The organism is Photobacterium pectinilyticum (assembly GCF_024357955.1).
In the GTDB taxonomy this organism is placed as follows: domain Bacteria; phylum Pseudomonadota; class Gammaproteobacteria; order Enterobacterales; family Vibrionaceae; genus Photobacterium; species Photobacterium pectinilyticum.
In genome coordinates, this window is the sequence record NZ_JANEYT010000027.1 from 15,461 (window position 1) to 33,675 (window position 18,215).

The 18,215-nt window shown below is 45.5% G+C and carries 15 protein-coding genes; 7 read left to right on the forward strand and 8 right to left on the reverse strand.

Translation table 11 applies throughout. The annotated features are described in order from the left end of the window. Positions 1-265 precede the first annotated feature (265 nt). Together NHN17_RS12980 and NHN17_RS12985 are read left to right on the forward strand one after the other, a co-directional pair. Positions 266-1,570, forward strand: coding sequence for an inosine/guanosine kinase (locus tag NHN17_RS12980; RefSeq protein ID WP_255042985.1), 1,305 nt, complete (start codon positions 266-268; stop codon positions 1,568-1,570). Positions 1,571-1,825: 255 nt separating this feature from the next. Continuing rightward, complete coding sequence (locus NHN17_RS12985) at positions 1,826-3,028, forward strand: multidrug effflux MFS transporter (protein WP_255042986.1); 1,203 nt, start codon at positions 1,826-1,828, stop codon at positions 3,026-3,028. A 92-nt stretch (positions 3,029-3,120) separates the two neighbouring features. On the opposite strand, the gene NHN17_RS12990 is transcribed toward NHN17_RS12985, so the two are convergent. The 4 genes from NHN17_RS12990 to hrpA form a co-directional block, all read right to left on the reverse strand. Then, on the reverse strand, positions 3,121-3,900 hold the full coding sequence (locus NHN17_RS12990) for a dimethyl sulfoxide reductase anchor subunit family protein (RefSeq protein ID WP_255042987.1): 780 nt from the start codon (positions 3,898-3,900) through the stop codon (positions 3,121-3,123). 2 nt (positions 3,901-3,902) lie between these two features. Continuing rightward, entirely contained in the window at positions 3,903-4,520 is a 618-nt protein-coding gene (locus tag NHN17_RS12995) for a DMSO/selenate family reductase complex B subunit (RefSeq protein WP_255042988.1), read from the reverse strand. Positions 4,521-4,530: 10 nt separating this feature from the next. Then, positions 4,531-6,957, reverse strand: a complete 2,427-nt coding sequence (locus NHN17_RS13000; RefSeq protein ID WP_255042989.1) for a DMSO/selenate family reductase complex A subunit — start codon at positions 6,955-6,957, stop codon at positions 4,531-4,533. A 273-nt stretch (positions 6,958-7,230) separates the two neighbouring features. Then, positions 7,231-11,145: an ATP-dependent RNA helicase HrpA gene (hrpA, locus tag NHN17_RS13005; RefSeq protein WP_255042990.1), complete on the reverse strand. Its 3,915-nt coding sequence runs from the start codon at positions 11,143-11,145 to the stop codon at positions 7,231-7,233. 181 nt (positions 11,146-11,326) lie between these two features. Between hrpA and NHN17_RS13010 the strand changes: the two genes are divergently transcribed. The 3 genes from NHN17_RS13010 to NHN17_RS13020 all read left to right on the forward strand — a co-directional run bounded on the left by NHN17_RS13010 (position 11,327) and on the right by NHN17_RS13020 (position 13,070). After that, on the forward strand, positions 11,327-11,860 hold the full coding sequence (locus tag NHN17_RS13010; RefSeq protein ID WP_255042991.1) for an LA_2272 family surface repeat-containing protein: 534 nt from the start codon (positions 11,327-11,329) through the stop codon (positions 11,858-11,860). Between the two features lie 193 nt (positions 11,861-12,053). After that, a complete protein-coding gene (locus tag NHN17_RS13015) occupies positions 12,054-12,515 on the forward strand; it encodes a tellurite resistance TerB family protein (RefSeq protein ID WP_255042992.1) in 462 nt (153 codons plus the stop codon). 78 nt (positions 12,516-12,593) lie between these two features. After that, the gene (locus NHN17_RS13020; RefSeq protein ID WP_255042993.1) at positions 12,594-13,070 is read left to right on the forward strand and encodes a GDSL-type esterase/lipase family protein; all 477 of its coding nucleotides are present in this window, start codon (positions 12,594-12,596) and stop codon (positions 13,068-13,070) included. A gap of 119 nt (positions 13,071-13,189) precedes the next feature. Here NHN17_RS13020 and NHN17_RS13025 read toward each other — a convergent pair whose 3' ends face one another. Beyond that, complete coding sequence (locus NHN17_RS13025; RefSeq protein ID WP_255042994.1) at positions 13,190-13,561, reverse strand: VPA0510 family protein; 372 nt, start codon at positions 13,559-13,561, stop codon at positions 13,190-13,192. Between the two features lie 96 nt (positions 13,562-13,657). Beyond that, a complete protein-coding gene (locus NHN17_RS13030) occupies positions 13,658-14,080 on the reverse strand; it encodes a MarR family winged helix-turn-helix transcriptional regulator (protein ID WP_255042995.1) in 423 nt (140 codons plus the stop codon). A 100-nt stretch (positions 14,081-14,180) separates the two neighbouring features. On the opposite strand from NHN17_RS13030, the gene NHN17_RS13035 reads away from it, so the two are divergent. Further along, a complete protein-coding gene (locus NHN17_RS13035) occupies positions 14,181-14,672 on the forward strand; it encodes a DUF2798 domain-containing protein (protein WP_255042996.1) in 492 nt (163 codons plus the stop codon). A gap of 54 nt (positions 14,673-14,726) precedes the next feature. Beyond that, on the forward strand, positions 14,727-15,023 hold the full coding sequence (locus NHN17_RS13040; protein ID WP_255042997.1) for a DUF3861 domain-containing protein: 297 nt from the start codon (positions 14,727-14,729) through the stop codon (positions 15,021-15,023). 134 nt (positions 15,024-15,157) lie between these two features. On the opposite strand, the gene NHN17_RS13045 is transcribed toward NHN17_RS13040, so the two are convergent. Together NHN17_RS13045 and NHN17_RS13050 are read right to left on the reverse strand one after the other, a co-directional pair. Further along, positions 15,158-17,536 carry a helicase-related protein gene (locus tag NHN17_RS13045; RefSeq protein ID WP_255042998.1) on the reverse strand — a complete coding sequence of 793 codons (2,379 nt, stop codon included), beginning with the start codon at positions 17,534-17,536 and terminating at the stop codon, positions 15,158-15,160. 97 nt (positions 17,537-17,633) lie between these two features. Then, on the reverse strand, positions 17,634-18,053 hold the full coding sequence (locus NHN17_RS13050) for a MarR family winged helix-turn-helix transcriptional regulator (RefSeq protein ID WP_255042999.1): 420 nt from the start codon (positions 18,051-18,053) through the stop codon (positions 17,634-17,636). Positions 18,054-18,215: the final 162 nt, after the last annotated feature.

Here is an 18,215-nt window from a genome sequence, read left to right on the forward strand (position 1 = left end):
CCCTAAAAGCCCCTACTTTCACTTAAAATGCGCTGCATCCAAGTAACTTGGTAGCTATAGCGACTTGGGGCTATATGAACACTAAGGTACAACTATCTTTAGTTTTAAAAGAAACAGCCCATATTGCGGCTGTTTTTTTATTTCCCTCCGAACAAAAAAACAGCAACCAACCTCAAAATATCACCTCAACGTCATGAAGTGGGATGTAAATCTCGTTTTTATGATACAATGAAACAAAATCCCCTTTAACCGATAGCCTTCAAACATGAAATTCCCTGGTCAGCGTAAATCCAAGCATTACTTTCCAGTCAATGCCCGCGATCCATTAGTAGCTCAAATCCAGCAAGAAAATCCGCTATCTCGTACTCACCTTGTTGGTGTTGGCCAAACTATCGTAGATATCGAAGCGCGTATCGATGATGATTTCTTGGCTCGTCACAATCTAAGTAAAGGTCATTCACTTGTTCTTGAAGAAGAGAAAGCTGAATTACTTTACCAAGAGCTCAAAGAACGCAATCTTATCAGTCATGAATACCCTGGTGATACCATTGGTAATACCCTTCATAACTATTCTGTTCTTGCTGATGACAAATCTATTCTTCTTGGCGTAATGAGCCAGGATCTAAAGATTGGATCTTACGCTTACCGCTATCTTTGTAATACCTCTAGCCGAATGGACCTAGATTTCTTACAACCCGTTGAAGGCCCTATTGGTCGCTGCTACACCCTTATTACCGAAGACGGTGAACGCACTTTTGCGATCAACGAAGGGGAAATGAACCAGCTTAAGCCAGAATTCGTGCCAGAAAGTGCATTTGAGAATGCTTCAGCGCTTGTTCTCTCTTCTTACTTGGTTCGTGGCAAACCTGGCGACCCGATGAAAGAGTCGGCACTTAAAGCTATCGAGCACGCTAAGAAAAACAATGTACCTGTTGTGCTGACCCTAGGTACTAAATACGTTATTGAAGGCATGCAGGATTGGTGGATTGACTTCCTAAAAGAACACGTTACCTGTGTAGCGATGAACGAAGAGGAAGCTGAAGCGCTAACTGGCGAAAAAGATCCACTCATTGCCGCTGATAAAGCACTTGAGTGGGTAGACCTTGTTTTGTGTACAGCAGGCCCTGTCGGCCTTTACATGGCCGGTTATACCGATGAAGAGCTTAAGCGCGAATCAACATTGCCACTTCTTCCTGGCCGTATTGCTGATTTCAACAAATACGAATTCAGCCGCCCAATGAAGAAAGACTCGTGTGCAAATCCAATCCGTGTTTATTCACACATTTCGCCTTATCTTGGCGGCCCTGTGGAAATTAAAAACACCAACGGTGCCGGTGATGCAGCATTGTCTGCACTGCTACATGATATGTCAGCCAACCGTTTCCACAAGGCAAACGTACCAAATTCAGGCAAGCATATCGGTGAGTTTTTAAGTTACTCTTCTTTCTCTCAGATCTGCCAATACTCAAACCGCGTCAGCTATGAAGTATTGACCCAACACGCCCCTCGCCTATCTCGTGGCCTGCCAGAGCGTGAAGACTGCCTAGAAGAAGCGTACTGGGAGCGTTAATCGTCACCAGCTAAACATCAAAAAACGGAGCATTTGCTCCGTTTTTTATACGCTAAATAATCACTGAGTTAAAAAGTGTACACCCCAGTATGAGAAGTATATTCACAAAATAATGATCCTTCCCTCGGTTGATTGACATCAACACACAGCAGCACATAGTTGATATAATCAACCAAATTTCGCTTTGTCGAATTCAATACGTACGAATCCATCTTACTGACATGCTTTTGTCGGTGAAACATTGAGAGCATCAACTTGAAAAAATCCCAACCGATACTGGGGAAAAATGGAACACTATTTTTCCTTGTGATTATCAGTGCCTTTCCGCCACTCACCATTGATTTATACTTGCCGGCACTGCCGCAAATGGTCAATGTGTTCAATACCGATCAGTCGATGGTCAACTTAACGCTCAGCAGCTACTTCATCACTTATGCTGTTGGTCTACTTTTTTGGGGACCGTTAAGCGAAAAGTTTGGCCGTAAGCCTATTTTATTTATCGGTATTAGCGGTTACATAATCGCCAGTATTCTTTGCGCAATGACGGGGAGTATAGAGCAACTGATTGGTGCACGGGTACTCCAAGCATTTTCCGGCAGTGCGATCACAGTTGTTGCGACGGCTATCGTCAAAGATCTCTTTGATGGGCTTCAGCGTGAAAAAATCATGGCTACAATTATGTCGTTGGTGATCATCGCCCCTATGGTCGCCCCTGTTCTTGGTGCCTTTTTGCTTAAAATTGCGTCCTGGCGAATGATGTTCGTGACACTTGCCGTTTTTGGTGTCTTCGCCTCTGTTTTAGCATTCTGCTACAAAGAAACACTCGAAACAAAATACGACGGCTCAATACTTCGCTCTTGGGGCAGACTGGGAGTGGTGTTGAAAAACCCAAGGTTCGTCGCATTGCTCGTTATTTTCTCCATCACTCCCATTGCCATGATGGCATTTCTTGCTGCCGGCTCTTATATCTATATCAATGGCTTTGGTCTTACTGAGCAGCAATTTAGTTACGCCTTTGCTTTCAATGCGTTGTGTGCTTCATTTGGCCCCTCAATATATATGAAGCTATCACGTCGAATACCGGTGCAGAAAATTATTACTTTATGCTTCTTCCTACTTGCCACGGTAGGTCTGTTAACCATAACCATCGGTCATATTTCACCTATCGTATTTGCATGTATTGTCGCTCCAGCAACGTTAATGGTGATCACCATGCGAGTGCCAGGCACCAATTTGATGCTTAACCAACAAGATCACGATACTGGATCCGCAGTGGCATTGATACAATTCTGCGGCATGCTTTGTGGTTCACTTGGTATGGTCTTGGTGTCCATCCGTCCAGAGTCTTTGATAGAAAACCTTGGTATCATTCAACTGACCGTTGGTATCGTAGGTGGCTCGCTCTGGTTATTGGCAAGAAACCGTCCCTTTGTAACCGATAAGTTAGTTACGCGATAATACACAGCTAATCTACAATCACAAAAACAGGCCAAGGTTTTCACCTTGGCCTGTTTTTAACCTAACGCTATAACGTTATAACGCTCCAATCATTACATAGTTATCGACCACAAGTTATAAAAACTCACTCGACCGATCAATTCACCGATCATCACCAAACCACACACTGACAGTAGGATCGGCTGAGCCGATTTCTGTTTCAATAGTGCAAACAGTGCCACAGCGCCACCAATCAATAACGCTATTGCTTGCAATACCCAAAGGCTGCTTTGCTCAGCGGCAAGTGTCGGTTCTACGCCAGTGACAAACGTAATATAGTCAAACCGCAGGGCTAACGTGACAAAAACGGCGGCAATAGACACAGCGACACCGTGACGAAATGCACCCAGTACTGCCGCTAATGCGCCACCAGTTACAAAGGCTGATGTCAGCATTTGAATGGTGGTATGCGACGTATCCCATGCAGCAACAGTGCTTAATTGATATACCTTGGGAATAGTCGCTACAAAAGCAATAGCAAAAATAGCGGTAGCCCATCGCAGCGCTTTTCGCTGCCCCGGTGTGCCTTTATCGTAAAAGCCAGCCAAACCGACCAATATACCAAGACCTGCAAATGCCCCACCGAGCAAAATTTCATTGCTCATTGGTGAACGCCCGACCCCAGCAAGAAGGTTCAAGGCTCGAACTGGCATACCAAGGTGGAACATACCAACCAACATCCCGACAGACAACAGCACCATTGAAACCAAGATGCCAATGGACAGCTTTCGCTCATTCATGCCATTGAAAGGCTGACTCAATAGCAATATCAAATAAGCACCTGCGGCTGCTTGGGCCAATACGGTAAAAAATACCAAAGGTAATTCATGCATAGTTACACCTCCGCCCTATTTTGAATTGCGCCCGCTTTATCGCCACTTGGCCTTGCGTTGGAATGCGGATGAATAACCAGATTGGGCTTGGTTAAACTCGCATTCGGTAAAGGAGCTATCTCATTCAATTGGCCGTACTTCTGCCTTAATTCGGCAATCGGACCAAACTCAATCGCCCGTTGCGGACACGCCTCCACGCATACAGGAGATTTACCCTGCTCTAGCAGATCAAAACAGCCATCGCATTTGCTCATGACTTTCTTTTCAGCATCAAACTGAGGCGCACCGTAAGGGCAGCGCATTTCACAATACCGACACCCTACACACTGGTCTTGATCCACAACGACCAATCCATCTTTTTCCCGTTTAGCCATCGCACCAGTGGGGCAGCCTTGGACGCAGGCTGGCTCATCGCAATGATTACAAGCGATCGAAACATAGTAGCTATAGACATCATGTTGCCACAGCCCCTCCCTTTGCACCCAAGTACCACCACCGTATTCATACACACGCCGTAGCTTAGGGCCAACATCCAAATCTTTCTTGTCTTTGCAGCTCACCAAACACGTTTTGCAACCGGTGCACTTTGCCGAATTAATATAAAATCCATATTGCGCCATTACTCACCCCCTAAGCCTTTTGGATTTCCACTAAGTTAGAATGCTGCGGATTTCCTTTTGCCAAAGGAGAAGGCCGCTGTGTCGTTAATGTATTAATACACCCTCCGACATCTATACCTTTTGCATTGGGCTGGTACCACGCCCCTTGTGGAACAGCAACAACACCCGGAATGATCCGTGCGGTGACTTTCACAGGCATATGGATTTGACCACGATCATTGAAGACAACAACACGATCCCCCTGGATCAAACCTCTCGATTGTGCATCAACCGGATTCATCCATACTTCGTCACGTACCGCTTCACGAAGCTGAGGAACATTATGGTAGGTTGAGTGGGTTCGACCTTTGGTGTGGAAACCTGTCATCTGTAGCGGGAATTGTTTCATTCGTTCTGGATCACCCAGCCCTTCGAAGCCCTCGCAATATTCAGCCACCGCAGTAATTTTATCGCCTTCTGGTAGCTCCCATGTCTGGGCAATGGTCGCCAACCGCTCTGAGTACATTTCTATTTTACCTGATGGCGTTTTGAGCGGGTGTGAATCAGGGTCTTCTCGGAACGCTTTGAGCGCGATATGATCTTCACTCTTTGCCAGCTTACGGTCGATGACACCCATTCCATCAGTTTTGGCATACTCTGGTAAATGTGGATTTGCTTTACGCAGCCCCTCATAGCTATGCGCTATCCACTCTTCGTAGGTACGACCTTCAGTAAAGGCGTCATGAGTCCCCATTTTCTTGGCAATATCCGCTAATACATCGTAAGTCGGACGGTTATCCCACAGGGGTTCAATTGCTGGCTGGAGTCGGGTTACATAATGGTAAGCCCCTGTCGCGTAGGAGTTATCAATCAGATCACTGGTTTCCAAGGTGGTGACATCCGGCAACAAAATATCGGCATAACGCGCTGACGGGGTCATATGATGATCCCACACCATGATAAATTCACACATAGATTCATCTTGCAGGATCTCATGGGTTTTATTGAGATCAGAATGCTGGTTCATTGTGGTATTACTAGCGAAATGCCACAAGAACTTGATGTTTGTATCCAGCTTGTCCTTATTGCGGATGAAACTGTTTTTAGCCGTCATTTCTGTGCCGCGCGTGATTGCATCCGTCCACAGAAAGCAAGGGATCGATGTCTTAACCGGGTTCGCCGTGGCAAACCCAGGAACAGCATATTTCACACTGCTACCCCAGTTACCAGTGTTGGTACCCAACTTACCGAACTGCTTGGTCATCACCGGTAACATCATAATCGCTCGCGCTGATTGCTCACCATTGGCGGTACGCTGCAAACCCCAGCCTTGTGAAATCCAAGCCGCTTTTGCTCCCGACATTTCCCTGGCTAATTGCTTGATCCTGACTGGTGAAATACCACAGATTTGACTCGCCCACTCCGGTGTTTTTTCAATACCGTCAGGCCCTTTACCCATGATGTAATCTTTGTATGAAGCATTCTTTGGTGCTGATTCCGGTAATGTGCTGGCATCCCAACCCACACTATAGCGATTGATAAACTCATCATCCGCCAGCTCTTCAGTGATCAAGGTATGGCCTAACGCGGCAACCAAAGCAGCATCTGTTCCTGGTTTGATTGGTATCCATTCGGCATCAAAGGCAATACTACTATCCGACATCCGCGGATCAATAATGATGACTTTGGCATTACTTCGTTTCAGTGCTTCAAAGGTTTCTGCAATCTGACCGCCACCCGACATCCGAGTTTCTGCCAAGTTCTGGCAGAACATCACAACCAAATCAGAATGGGCAATATTTGATATCAAACTTCCTTGGCCACTACCGTAAACGTAAGGCTCAACCGTTGATATCTGCGCGGTCGAATAAGTCCCGTGCTGCTCCAAGAAACCACCAATCGTATTCAAAAAGCGCTTGTTGGCATTTCGGCCGAGTAAATTAGCGCCTGTTGAACCAGAACCATACTGATAATAAATAGCTTCATTACCGTACTGTTCAATGGTGTATTTCAGCTTATCAGCAATGATGGTGGTGGCTTCGTCCCAACTGATACGTTGAAACTTTCCTTCGCCACGTTTTCCGACGCGCTTCATGGGGTATTTCAAACGATCTGGACTGTAGGTTTTCCATTTAACTGAACGACCACGCAGGCAAGGACGGATCTGATGCTGCCCCCAAACCGCGTCATCAATTCCACTTTCAGTGGATATTTGAGTCACAACGCCATCTTTGGTATGGACTTTGAGTGGGCAACGACTACCGCAGTTGACCAAGCAGGCACTGTAAGAGATCGTTTCTTTGGTCTCTTTCGCTGCAGTCTGTGCTTGTGCTGTTTTAGAGAAAGGAAGTGGGATACTCGCAGCAATTGCCGCCATTCCCCCAGCCTTGGCCGAATGCCCAAGAAACTGCCTACGAGACAATCCCTTCATGAAGGCATTAAATTTATGACTATCCATTGCCACCGCCTTAATTATGTTAATTTCTGTAACCAGATTACGGCGAGTAATAATGTAATTATTGACTAATATCAACTGATTTATCAGCAACGAAAGGCATAACCATAAAGTGGTATGGTGGTCACTAACACGAGCAAATATGCGCTTTTTGGAATATTTGAAGCTAGTCAAACAAATCTATAAATGAGAATTGTTAAGAGCAAAATTTAGATAAAAAAAAGCAACCCAATTACTTAGGTTGCTATTTATATAAAATTGAAGAATCAGACTACATTAACAATCGTTAATCGCATTGCGAACGCGCTTATCAGACACCGGATATGGTGTACCCAACTGCTGAGCAAAGTAACTCACACGAAGCTCTTCAATCATCCAGCGGATCTCTTTCACCTTCTCAGGGACAGGCTGGCCTTTCGGGATCTTATTAAGCAGCTCTTTATAATCAGAGACGACTGATTCGATCTTCAGAATATGCATGCGGTCTTTATTCGGATCGATTGGCAGCTTTTCCATGCGGCGCTCAATGGCTCGCATATAACGAAGAATATCAGGCAGCTTTTTCCAACCACATTCCGTCGCAAAGCCTTTGAAAATCAAGCTTTCGATTTGCGCCTTAATGTCTGACAGCGCAAAGGCCATCGATAGATCAACACGGCCTTTCAGCTTCTTGTTGATATTGAATGCTGTGGTTAGGATCTCTTCAACCTGCTTGGCGATATCCACTACCGTATCACCGAGCTCTCCACGTACATGCTCTTTCAACACTTCGAACGCTTCAGGTTGCCAAACAATGCCGCCCTTTTCATCGATCAATTTATCGATACCACAAGCGATACAGTCATCAATCAGATCCATTACTCGCCCGTATGGGTTAAAGTACAGACCCAGCTTCGACTTGTTCGGTAAGTTAGCATGTAGGTATTTAATCGGTGACGGTACATTGAGCAGTACCAATCGGCGTTGGCCTTGCTGCATCGCCGTACGCTGCTCTTCTTCGGTCTCAAACAGTTTGATACCAACCGAGTCTTTGTTATCAACGATTGCAGGGTAAGCTTTCACTTCAAAACCGCCGCGTTTTTGCTGATAGCGTTCAGGTAACTGGCCAAAGCTCCAGGTCTTCAGGCCTTCCTGCTCGATATCATCATCAGCCACTTTCGATAGCGTTTCTTGTACCTTCTCTTTCAAACCGTCTTTCAAGCTGTAGAGATCTTTGCTCTCACGCAGCTTACGGTTGCGATGATCCACAACACGATAAGTGATCTTCAAATGATCCGGTACCTGCTCAAGGTTCCAGTCATCACGCAATACCGTCACACCAGAAATACGCTTGAGCTCTTTTTCCATCGAATCTAGCAGCGGCATCGCCATCGCTTCTGCACGGGACAAAAACGCATCAGCATAGTTCGGCGCTGGTACAAAGTTACGACGTACCGGTTTTGGTAACGATTTAATTAGCGACACCACCAGCTCCTGACGCAAGCCTGGGATCTGCCAGTCAAAACCATCGGGTTCAACTTGGTTTAGGATAGGCAACGGTACATGCACTGTTACACCGTCACTGTCTTCGCCAGGCTCAAACTGGTAGCTCAACTTAAGTTTCAAGTTACCCTGATGCCAGAAGTTCGGATAATCCAGATCGGTGACATGGCTAGCATCGCCTTTGAACAGCATTTCACGTTCAAAGTTAAGCAGCTCGGCATTTTCACGCGATGCTTTCTTCCACCAAGCATCGAAATGACGGCCAGAGACCACCGTATGCTCAATACGCTGATCATAGAAATTGAACAGCTCATCATCGTCGATCAGGATATCGCGGCGACGAGACTTATGTTCGAGCTCTTCAACTTCACGCAACAGCTTACGGTTCTGCTGATAGAACTTGTGCTTGGTGTCCCAATCTCCCTCGACCAAGGCCGAGCGGATAAACAACTCACGAGAAATCACTGGATCAATTTGACCGTAATTGACTTTCCGCTTGGCAACTACCGGAATGCCATAAATCGTCACTTTTTCGAAGGCAGCGACAGATGCCTGCTTCTTCTCCCAGTGAGGCTCACTGTAACTACGTTTCAACAAGTGCTCTGCTAGCGGTTCAACCCATTCAGGCTGGATCTTAGCCGCAATACGGCCCCATAAGCGTGATGTTTCCACCAACTCGGCGACCATAACCCACTTCGGCTGCTTCTTGAAAATGCCTGAACCCGGGAAGATATTGAACCGTGCATTGCGAGCACCTTGGTATTCATTCTTCTCCTGATCTTTTAGACCAATATGAGAAAGCATACCGGCAAGAATTGCAGTATGAATACCTTGGTAGCTTGCTTCTTGTTCATTGATCCGAAATTCAAGCTCTTTGACGACTTGGCTAACTTGGAAGTAGATATCCTGCCACTCACGTACACGCATGTAGTTGAGGTAATCTTTCTTACACTGGCGACGGAACTGATTACCAGACAGCGCTTTTTGCTGCTCTTGAATGTAATCCCACAAGTTAACAAATGTCACAAAATCCGACTCTTTATCATTGAATCGACGGTGCTTTTCATCTGACGCTTGTTTTTTATCCGATGGTCGCTCACGCGGGTCTTGGATAGACAGTGCACAAGCAATGATCATTACTTCACGCAATGATCCGTTCTTTGGTGCTTCCAACACCATACGGGCAAGCCGAGGGTCAATTGGCAAACGGGCTAACTGGCGACCAATCACTGACAAGCGCTTACGCGGATCTTTTGCCTTGGGGTTAATCGCACCCAGTTCTTCAAGCAGGCGGATACCATCTTGGATATTGCGGTTATCTGGCGCTTCAACAAATGGGAAGGCTTGGATATCACCAAGACCAATCGCGGTCATCTGCAAAATAACAGATGCTAGATTAGTACGCAGAATTTCTGGGTCTGTAAACTCAGGGCGAGACAGGAAGTCTTCTTCCGAGTACAGACGAATACAGATACCTTCTGCCACACGGCCACATCGACCTTTACGCTGATTAGCACTCGCTTGTGAAACAGGCTCGATAGGAAGACGCTGTACTTTAGTTCGATAACTATAACGACTGATGCGCGCAGTACCTGGGTCGATAACATATCGGATGCCCGGCACCGTCAACGAGGTTTCGGCAACGTTAGTCGACAGTACGATACGGCGGCCAGCATGAGACTGGAACACACGGTTCTGCTCTCCCGCCGACAATCGGGCATATAGAGGCAATATCTCGGTGTCGCGCAGGTTTCGCTTCTCCAGCGCATCGGCAGTATCGCGGATTTCCCGTTCACCGTTCATGAAGATTAGAATGTCACCTAAACCTTCATCACAAAGCTCATCAACCGCGTCGAAAATAGCCTGAAGCTGATCGCGGTCGTTATCTTCGCTGTCTTCCGATACTGGGCGATAGCGTACATCTACAGGATAAGTACGGCCTGACACTTCAATGATCGGCGCATTAAAGAAGTGCTTGGAGAAACGCTCAGGATCAATGGTTGCCGATGTAATAATGACTTTTAAATCAGGGCGCTTTGGCAACAATTCTCGCAAGTAGCCCATAATAAAATCGATATTAAGGCTACGTTCGTGAGCCTCATCGATAATGATGGTGTCATATTGGCTTAAGAAGCGATCGTTTTGTATTTCGGCCAGCAATATACCGTCGGTCATTAGCTTGACCTGACTGCGATCCGACACTTTATCGTTGAATCGAACCTTATAACCAACATACGAGCCCAATTCACATTGAAGCTCTTCAGCGATACGACTCGCTACCGAGCGCGCCGCCAATCGACGGGGCTGGGTATGGCCAATCATGCCCTTGGTGCCAAGCCCAAGTTCCAGACAAATTTTTGGAAGCTGGGTCGTTTTACCCGAACCGGTTTCACCAGCCACAATGACGACCTGATTATTCTTGATCGCTTCGGCAATTTGGTCTTTTTTCTGGCTGACCGGTAACAACTCTGGGTAAGAGATTTTCGGGCGCTGGGTAGTACGCATTTCAACGGTTTGCATCGACTTGGCAATGTCTAGTGCAATTTCGTCAAACACGGCATGCTTTGCCTGCTCTTTCTTGATTCTGGCCGCACCTTGCACACGCTTGTGCAAACGAAACTGATCGCGAATCATGCAATCTTTAATCGCGGCTTTAAGTGTTTTTTCGTTGTTTAAAACGTTAGCCTGAGGAGTATTCGACTGAGTCAATGGAATTCCTGATATTTCAGCTGGGTATTTCAAAAAATTGTCCGAATTCTACCACAAATCTGTCGATTTGCGGCATACGAGAATTGCAGCCCAATTTTTTGATAAATATGTGACATAATTTGCAGCAGTTTTATGTCTTCATGTATTATTTTGTCGCAACTTCATACATAGAGTAAAAATAATGAAAAAAACACTCGTTAGCCTTGCGCTTGCAGCCGTAATGGCATCACCTGCTTTTGCTAACCAGCCTGTACAGCTATCCGTACCAGGCAATAACCTGCCTGACGGTAATGTTCACGGTTTCCGCGCTTCTCTTTTATATGGACAAACTCCATCGGTAACAGGTTTCCAGCTTCCAATGCTAGGTTTGGCTGAATCTCAGACTTTCAAAGGTCTGAGCTTCGGTATTCTGTTTGGTGCCAACCGTGTTACTGGCGATTCTACGGGTGTAAAGTTTGGTCTTGCTAACTGGAACGACAACACAGCAGCAGGCGCTGACTTTGGTTTTACCAACTACACAGGCAGCCAATTCACCGGCCTTCAATTTGGTGCGCTGAACTATGCAGGTAGCCTAAACGGTCTTCAGCTTGGTTTCATCAACGCCACTGACCGCATTGAGAAAGGTATTCAGATTGGTCTAATCAACTATGACAAATCTGGTACTTTCATCAGCAAAGATGTCCCTGTATTCCCGATTATCAACGCCCGTTTCTAATCACCATTACTGAAGAATGATTGCAGTCCGGAGCCAAAACTCCAGGCTGCTATTTTTCAGTCATTCCAGCCCCTCTCTCAGGCCATTATTGTTGAATAACTGCTGACTAAACATCCAACTAAACAGCGCGTAAGGAACTCCAAGCCTATCTAAAGAGTCATATACTTAATAGAAATGAAACTTGAGGCTCAGCATGTTCAAACAATTGCGTACAATTTTCCGCCAAGTCATGAATGAAGGAACTGATGGCGGCGCTGTCGATACCCCGACTCTCCACCTTTCAATGGCATGTTTGCTATGCGAAGTATCAAATGCTGATCACCGTGACGACCCAAGAGAAATTCAAGCCAAGCGCCACCAGCTTGTTTATTTGCTTGATATCAGTGAAGAGAATGCAGATGCATTGCTGGAAAAAGCACTACTGCAAAGCAAATCGTCCATATCGTTATACGACTTCACCAGTAAGCTACGCACCTTAGAGCCCGAGCAGCGATATGAACTTATCGAAGCGATGTGGCAAGTTGCCTATGCCGATGGTGTGTTGGATCCAATGGAAGAAGCGGTGATCCGCCAAGTTGCCGAACTGATCTATGTCGACCACTCCGAATTTATTCGTGCGAAATTAGCAGTGCAGAAAAGCTTGAAGAACAACTAACACCTAATCATAAAATATCTTTAAATATCCATTTGAAGTACTAGTGAACTAGAAGAGAGTGACAGCGGCCAAAGCGTTTTGTATTATTATATTTCAAATATTGAACTAGGTAAAAAAAGACTCGATTACCTTTTACCTTGTCTTGAGAGCCACCATCCTGATCTTGTTGTAATTTTACTGGGTACTAATGATTTGAAGTCTCGCTTCAATGTCACCGCCAGTGATATATCCAAAGGTGCTGCACGTTTAGTTCAGGTCATACAGAACTTTAAGCATTCATTTATGCCAAAAGCACCTGAAGTTTTGTTGGTTTCTCCCGCTCATGTATACGAAGTGGACCCATTAAAAGAAGGCTTTACTAATGCTGAAACGAAGTCGAAAGAGCTTTCTCATTACTATGCGCTACGCTCAAAAGAATTAGGCTGCCATTTTCTAGATGCAGCAACCTTCATCACCCCATGTGAACGAGAAGGTATTCATTGGCAAGTTGACCAGCATCAGAAGTTTGCAACAAAGTTAGCAGAGATCATACCTACTCTACTGCCAACAACATAAGTTAGCAGGTAAAGAATCTACGATAAGATATGGAAAACACAACATCATTGTAGAAGTTCTTTTTTAACCTCGTAATGCCAGCCAGAAGTTAGAGATATCTGACTTCTGTCTCTATTGCACTATCTACGTGGATTATCCACATGAATATAGCTATCACCCTGACGTTTATAGTAAAAATTATCAACGATCGCGTAACTTACTCCCGAAATAACCGCAAATGTTGCGATCTTAGGCAAACTGTTTCTTTTATAATGTTTATGTGATGGAGCCGATCTTTTATTTACAACAACGACCTTTGTCGGCGTCTTTTTTGCTGGAGCCTTCTTCACAACGGTAACCTTATTGCTTTTATTGTTAGAGTTGTGGTTATGCTTTTTTGCTTCAACTCCCGAAGACATGCCCAAGCCACATACAATAACAACGGCTGTAACAATTGATTTCACTGTATGTGGATTTAAACCACTTTTTTTAGCATACGGATGTAAATTCATAACGGACCTCTTGTTCTGTTATGAACAGTGTACATTAATTTATTTAAAGCAACGTTTTTTTAGGTAAAGTAATGTCAATATCTATTCGAATTCAACTTATGCTAGATTCTCAGCCATCAAGCCTGTAATGCGCTCAAATTCTTTCAGCTCTTCGTTACTGATCCCTTTCATCATTCTCTCATTCATCTGACCATCAATAATGGCCAGGTTCGCCAAAATCTCAGCGCCTTCACTAGTAACCAACAAACATTGGCTGCGTTTATCTTCTGGATTTGGCACTTTTTCGATCAAGCTCTGCTTAATCAGTTCATTGAGCAAACGGGTCACCTGAGCTTTGTCGCGATTTAAGAAATGAGCAATATCAACAGCAGTACATATTTGTTTTTTCTTGATAATTTTCAGTACACGCATATGCATAGGCGTAATGCTCAAATCCAGTTGCTCAATATGTTCATGCATGTGGCGCTTTAGCATATGGACTAAGTGAAACACGCTTTCTAGTGACTTTGACTCTGACATCCAGGTATCCTTAAACGAAATATAGTTGACTTTATCAACCAAAACACTATAGTTGACATTATCAACTTAATTGAAAGCAAATTCAAGTCTGGAGAATTAGATGACTGCAGAAGCAACAATGACAGCCCCATTACCCACTCAAACGAAGACACCTTTGATCTACAAGATACTGGTCGTGCTAGGAATGATGACCTTGATGGGAGGCACTTTGACTGGAGTAATGACATACATGAACGTCGGTTTCACCGACACATTCTTAATAGACTGGCTAACTTCATTTCTTAAAACTGTCCTGGTAATGATGCCAGTCGGGATGGTCATGATGACATTGGTCACCAAACTCGTTACCAAGCTGATGCCGAATGCCAGCGAGCATAAACGAAACCTCGTCGTAGGTTTGAATATGGCCGTAATTATGGAGTCAATTATGGCCTTTACAACGACCGCGAATAACATTGGTTTTAGCGACTTAAATCAGTTTACCCATAGTTGGCTACAAGGTTTTTTTGCAGCCCTGCCTATTGGCCTAACGTTGATCACTTTGATCTCATTAACAATTAAACCGAAAATCGAACGCTTTCTAAAAAGCTAAGCTATTCCATTGAATAAAATGGCAAATGAAGCATTGATAAATCTGGAGAGAAACATGAAACAGCCAAACCACTACCGTATTACTATCGAACGCACCAATACTGAAAATGAAAGCAGCCAGCAAACGTTGCAGTTTGAAATGCAAGACCGAGAAGATATGTTTGCTATTGTTGAAAAGCTAAAGCAAGGCAGCGGCTTAGATGAACAGACGTCTACCCGTGTTGGTGTTGCATTGCGTCTACTTGGTCCTGCGATGATGCAAGACCGCAAGCACCCTGTATTTGTAGATTTCTTCCCGCACTTCAAGACATTCATGCAAAACGTGAAAAGCAAATTGAAAAACAACAGTTAATCTTAAATATAGAGAAAACCAAGCTGCCCAATTTCCATAGGCAGCTTCAGGTTTATACAGCAAGCAATGACTCAACTTAGTCGTAGCATCTAGCGATCTCGCTACAGATTGCCCCGTACCATAGACTAACCTTACTACCTCACATCAATCGTCCGACTGGCTTTACGGTATTGTACCTTCCACCCTTGCCAGCGTGGCAGTTCCCAGCGCTTGGGATCGGCTTTACGATTCCCGCTTTCATGGACGGCCAATACCAGTTTTCGAGCTATATGGTATTCAATCCGCATGGTGAGATCGGTCAGCGAAACCCTGTAAGGATAGGCTTGGTCAAAATCGGGGCGCTCCCAATCAGGTATACCATTAAACATGAAGTCATCAGTCGTGAATAACTCGAAGTCTTCAGCTGATTCAACCCCTAGCGCTTCTATCTGCTCACTAAGCCACTGACGAACTTCCACAGGCTGTGCAGCACGAGTACACACATCAGATTGGTATTTACCCATAGCCAAGTACAAATTCCATTGATGGATATCCGCTGTAATTTTCTCGCTCAAGCCCGGTAAAATTGAACCCGCCAGAATCATATCGACAAATGTATCATGAGCAGAGGCCCCTTCCGGTACCACCCAGTCAGATTTAATCACACGTCCGGCATACACCTGCTGTTTTTCAACCAGGCAACCTTCATCCGACACACGCGTTTCGCCGAAGCTCGCTTCCCCCATCTCTAGTTGATTCATCAAATCAAAAGTGATTGGTGCCATACATGTAGCCAACACCAAATTTTGTTTAACCCCTTTGCCTGGCAACGCAAATTGATCAAACACGATGGCAGCTTCGGCATTTTCAGGAAAGCGACTCTCACGACCAGTACTAACTTCACTAAATCCATTGCCTAATGCCTGCCGCCTTTTCTGACGACAGACAAAAACCAATTCAGGTGCGGCTTTCATTACTGCCGTCAGCCATGCACCTCTTTTTACCGAAGACGCCACTTCAAGTGCTGGCAATCCAAGGGCCTCACGCATCTGCTCAGATAGCATTTTCGCTTCAGCCAACACATCTTTGTCAAACGTTAGCCATTCCGGCTCACTACCGCGTAACAGCTTAATTAGAGCCATCGCGTCACAGTGCTTTGGCTCCCATTGAGTCAGTTTTTCACGGGCTTCTTCACCCGACGGCATCTGCCAAATCCGCTGATACACACTCAGCGAGGCAGCAAGATCGACCATGGCTTCTCGACTGGCTTTATCAGGCATCGCCGTGATCAGATGGGCAAACAGCGTATCAATGGGTAGCGGATATAAGATTTGACCATGCTCTGTGGCCGCCCCGTCATTATCTATTGCCTGCATCTGGATGAGTTTATCCTTAGCAAGCAATAAAGACTTTTCAGGCACCGTATCAACAAAACTCAGTGTCTCGAACGGGTAGCCACAGCAAGCCGCAGCAAGCATAGGTTCGACGAGTTCTTCACGTTGCATTTCTGGCGGTGTAATAAACTCAAGCGGTGCTGCCTTGCCATACAGTCTAATGCACGTACCGTCAGTCACCCGCCCCGCCCGGCCTTTGCGCTGTTCGGCGCTGGTCTGGGAGATGGCATGCAACCCTAGCACCGTTCGCCCGTTTCGCTGGTGAGTTCGGCGCTCTAGGCCAGTATCAATAATCAAGGTCACGCCGGGGATGGTCAGCGAGGTCTCCGCAACATTGGTAGCCAGAATAATTCGCTGTTTATCACTTTCGGTCAGCGCACGATGACGCTCATCATCACTGACAGATGCATGTAAAGGAATGATGTCTATCATACCCAGTTCAATTTTATCCCGTAGGGCCTGCTTCAATGTCGATAAACATTGAGCGATTTCCTTTCGTCCCGGCAAAAACACCAAGATATCTTGATGCTGCTCATACCGAGTCACCACAGTCTCTTTGACCTTCTTTTCAAGATCACGAATATCCGGCATGTTTCGGCTATCGGTCGCTATATGCTCAACGGCAACTTGAAAGTTGCGCCCTTCCGCCCGCAGACATTCCCCTTGAAGGTAAATCGCCAGTCGCTCGCTGTCCAAGGTTGCGGAAGTCACCACTAACCGGTGGTTGTTTTCCTGCTTGAGCATCGCCAACAGCAAATCGGTATCCCAACGCCTTTCGTGGAACTCATCAATAATTACCGTGGTAAAGCTTGCTAGCCCGTCTTCGCTCAACCAACGCAAAGCGACACCAGGCGTGACAAACACAACTTGTGTGTCATCTGAAAAGAAATTCTCAAAGCGGATAGCATAACCTACCGACTTACCGATTTTCTCCTCCCTTTCACTGGCAACAAATTCAGCCAAGGAGCGGCAAGCGACCCTTCGGGGTTCGACCACTAAAACACGTCCGCACGTAGCAGCCCAAATAGGAAGTCGAGTCGATTTACCCGAGCCAGTTTCTGCCGAAACGACAAGGTGGGATTGTTCAAGAGAGGCAAGGAACTCGGCTTTGAGCGAGTCAATAGGCAATGAGATAGACATGACAAGTATTTAATTCAACAACATGAATCGTATTGTGGCAATAATTACTGGTTATGTCATGGCTAGCGGTTAAATGAACCGCTGAATTGCCGACAAATTAAGACAGATTATTTGCCAGTTCCAAACACAGTTTACGCAGCAACTCCACATCTTCGGCCTTCATACTGGATTTTGCCTCTAACTGTGCCTTTAGATCTTTGGCTTTATCTCGCAGGGCAAGGCCTTCACGGGTCAATGAAATGACTTTTTTTCTCTCATCCTCAGCCGAGACTTTGCGAGTCAATAGCGCTTTCGCCTCAAGACGCTTCACTATCGGCGTTAATGTGCCCGAATCTAACTGGGTACTGATAGAGACCTCTTTGAGGCTTACCCCATCGTTATACCAAAGTGCCTGCATCACAATGTATTGCGGATAGGTCAAATCAAATTCGTCCAGCAACGGGCGATAAGCCCTGACCAACGCATTCGAGGCGGTATACAAGGCAAAACACACATTGTCAGAAAGCTTATGGGCCATACTAAGATCCGAGTTAATTTATCGATTTCACTGCGATGATAACAGAAACATTGAAGAACAAAATACATTGCGCACAAATTATTTTCCCACAAAGCTATTGCATCTTTTCGTCGCTATCAGTAAGTTAATAGACAAATAGTTTGCGCGCAAATGTTTTATGCA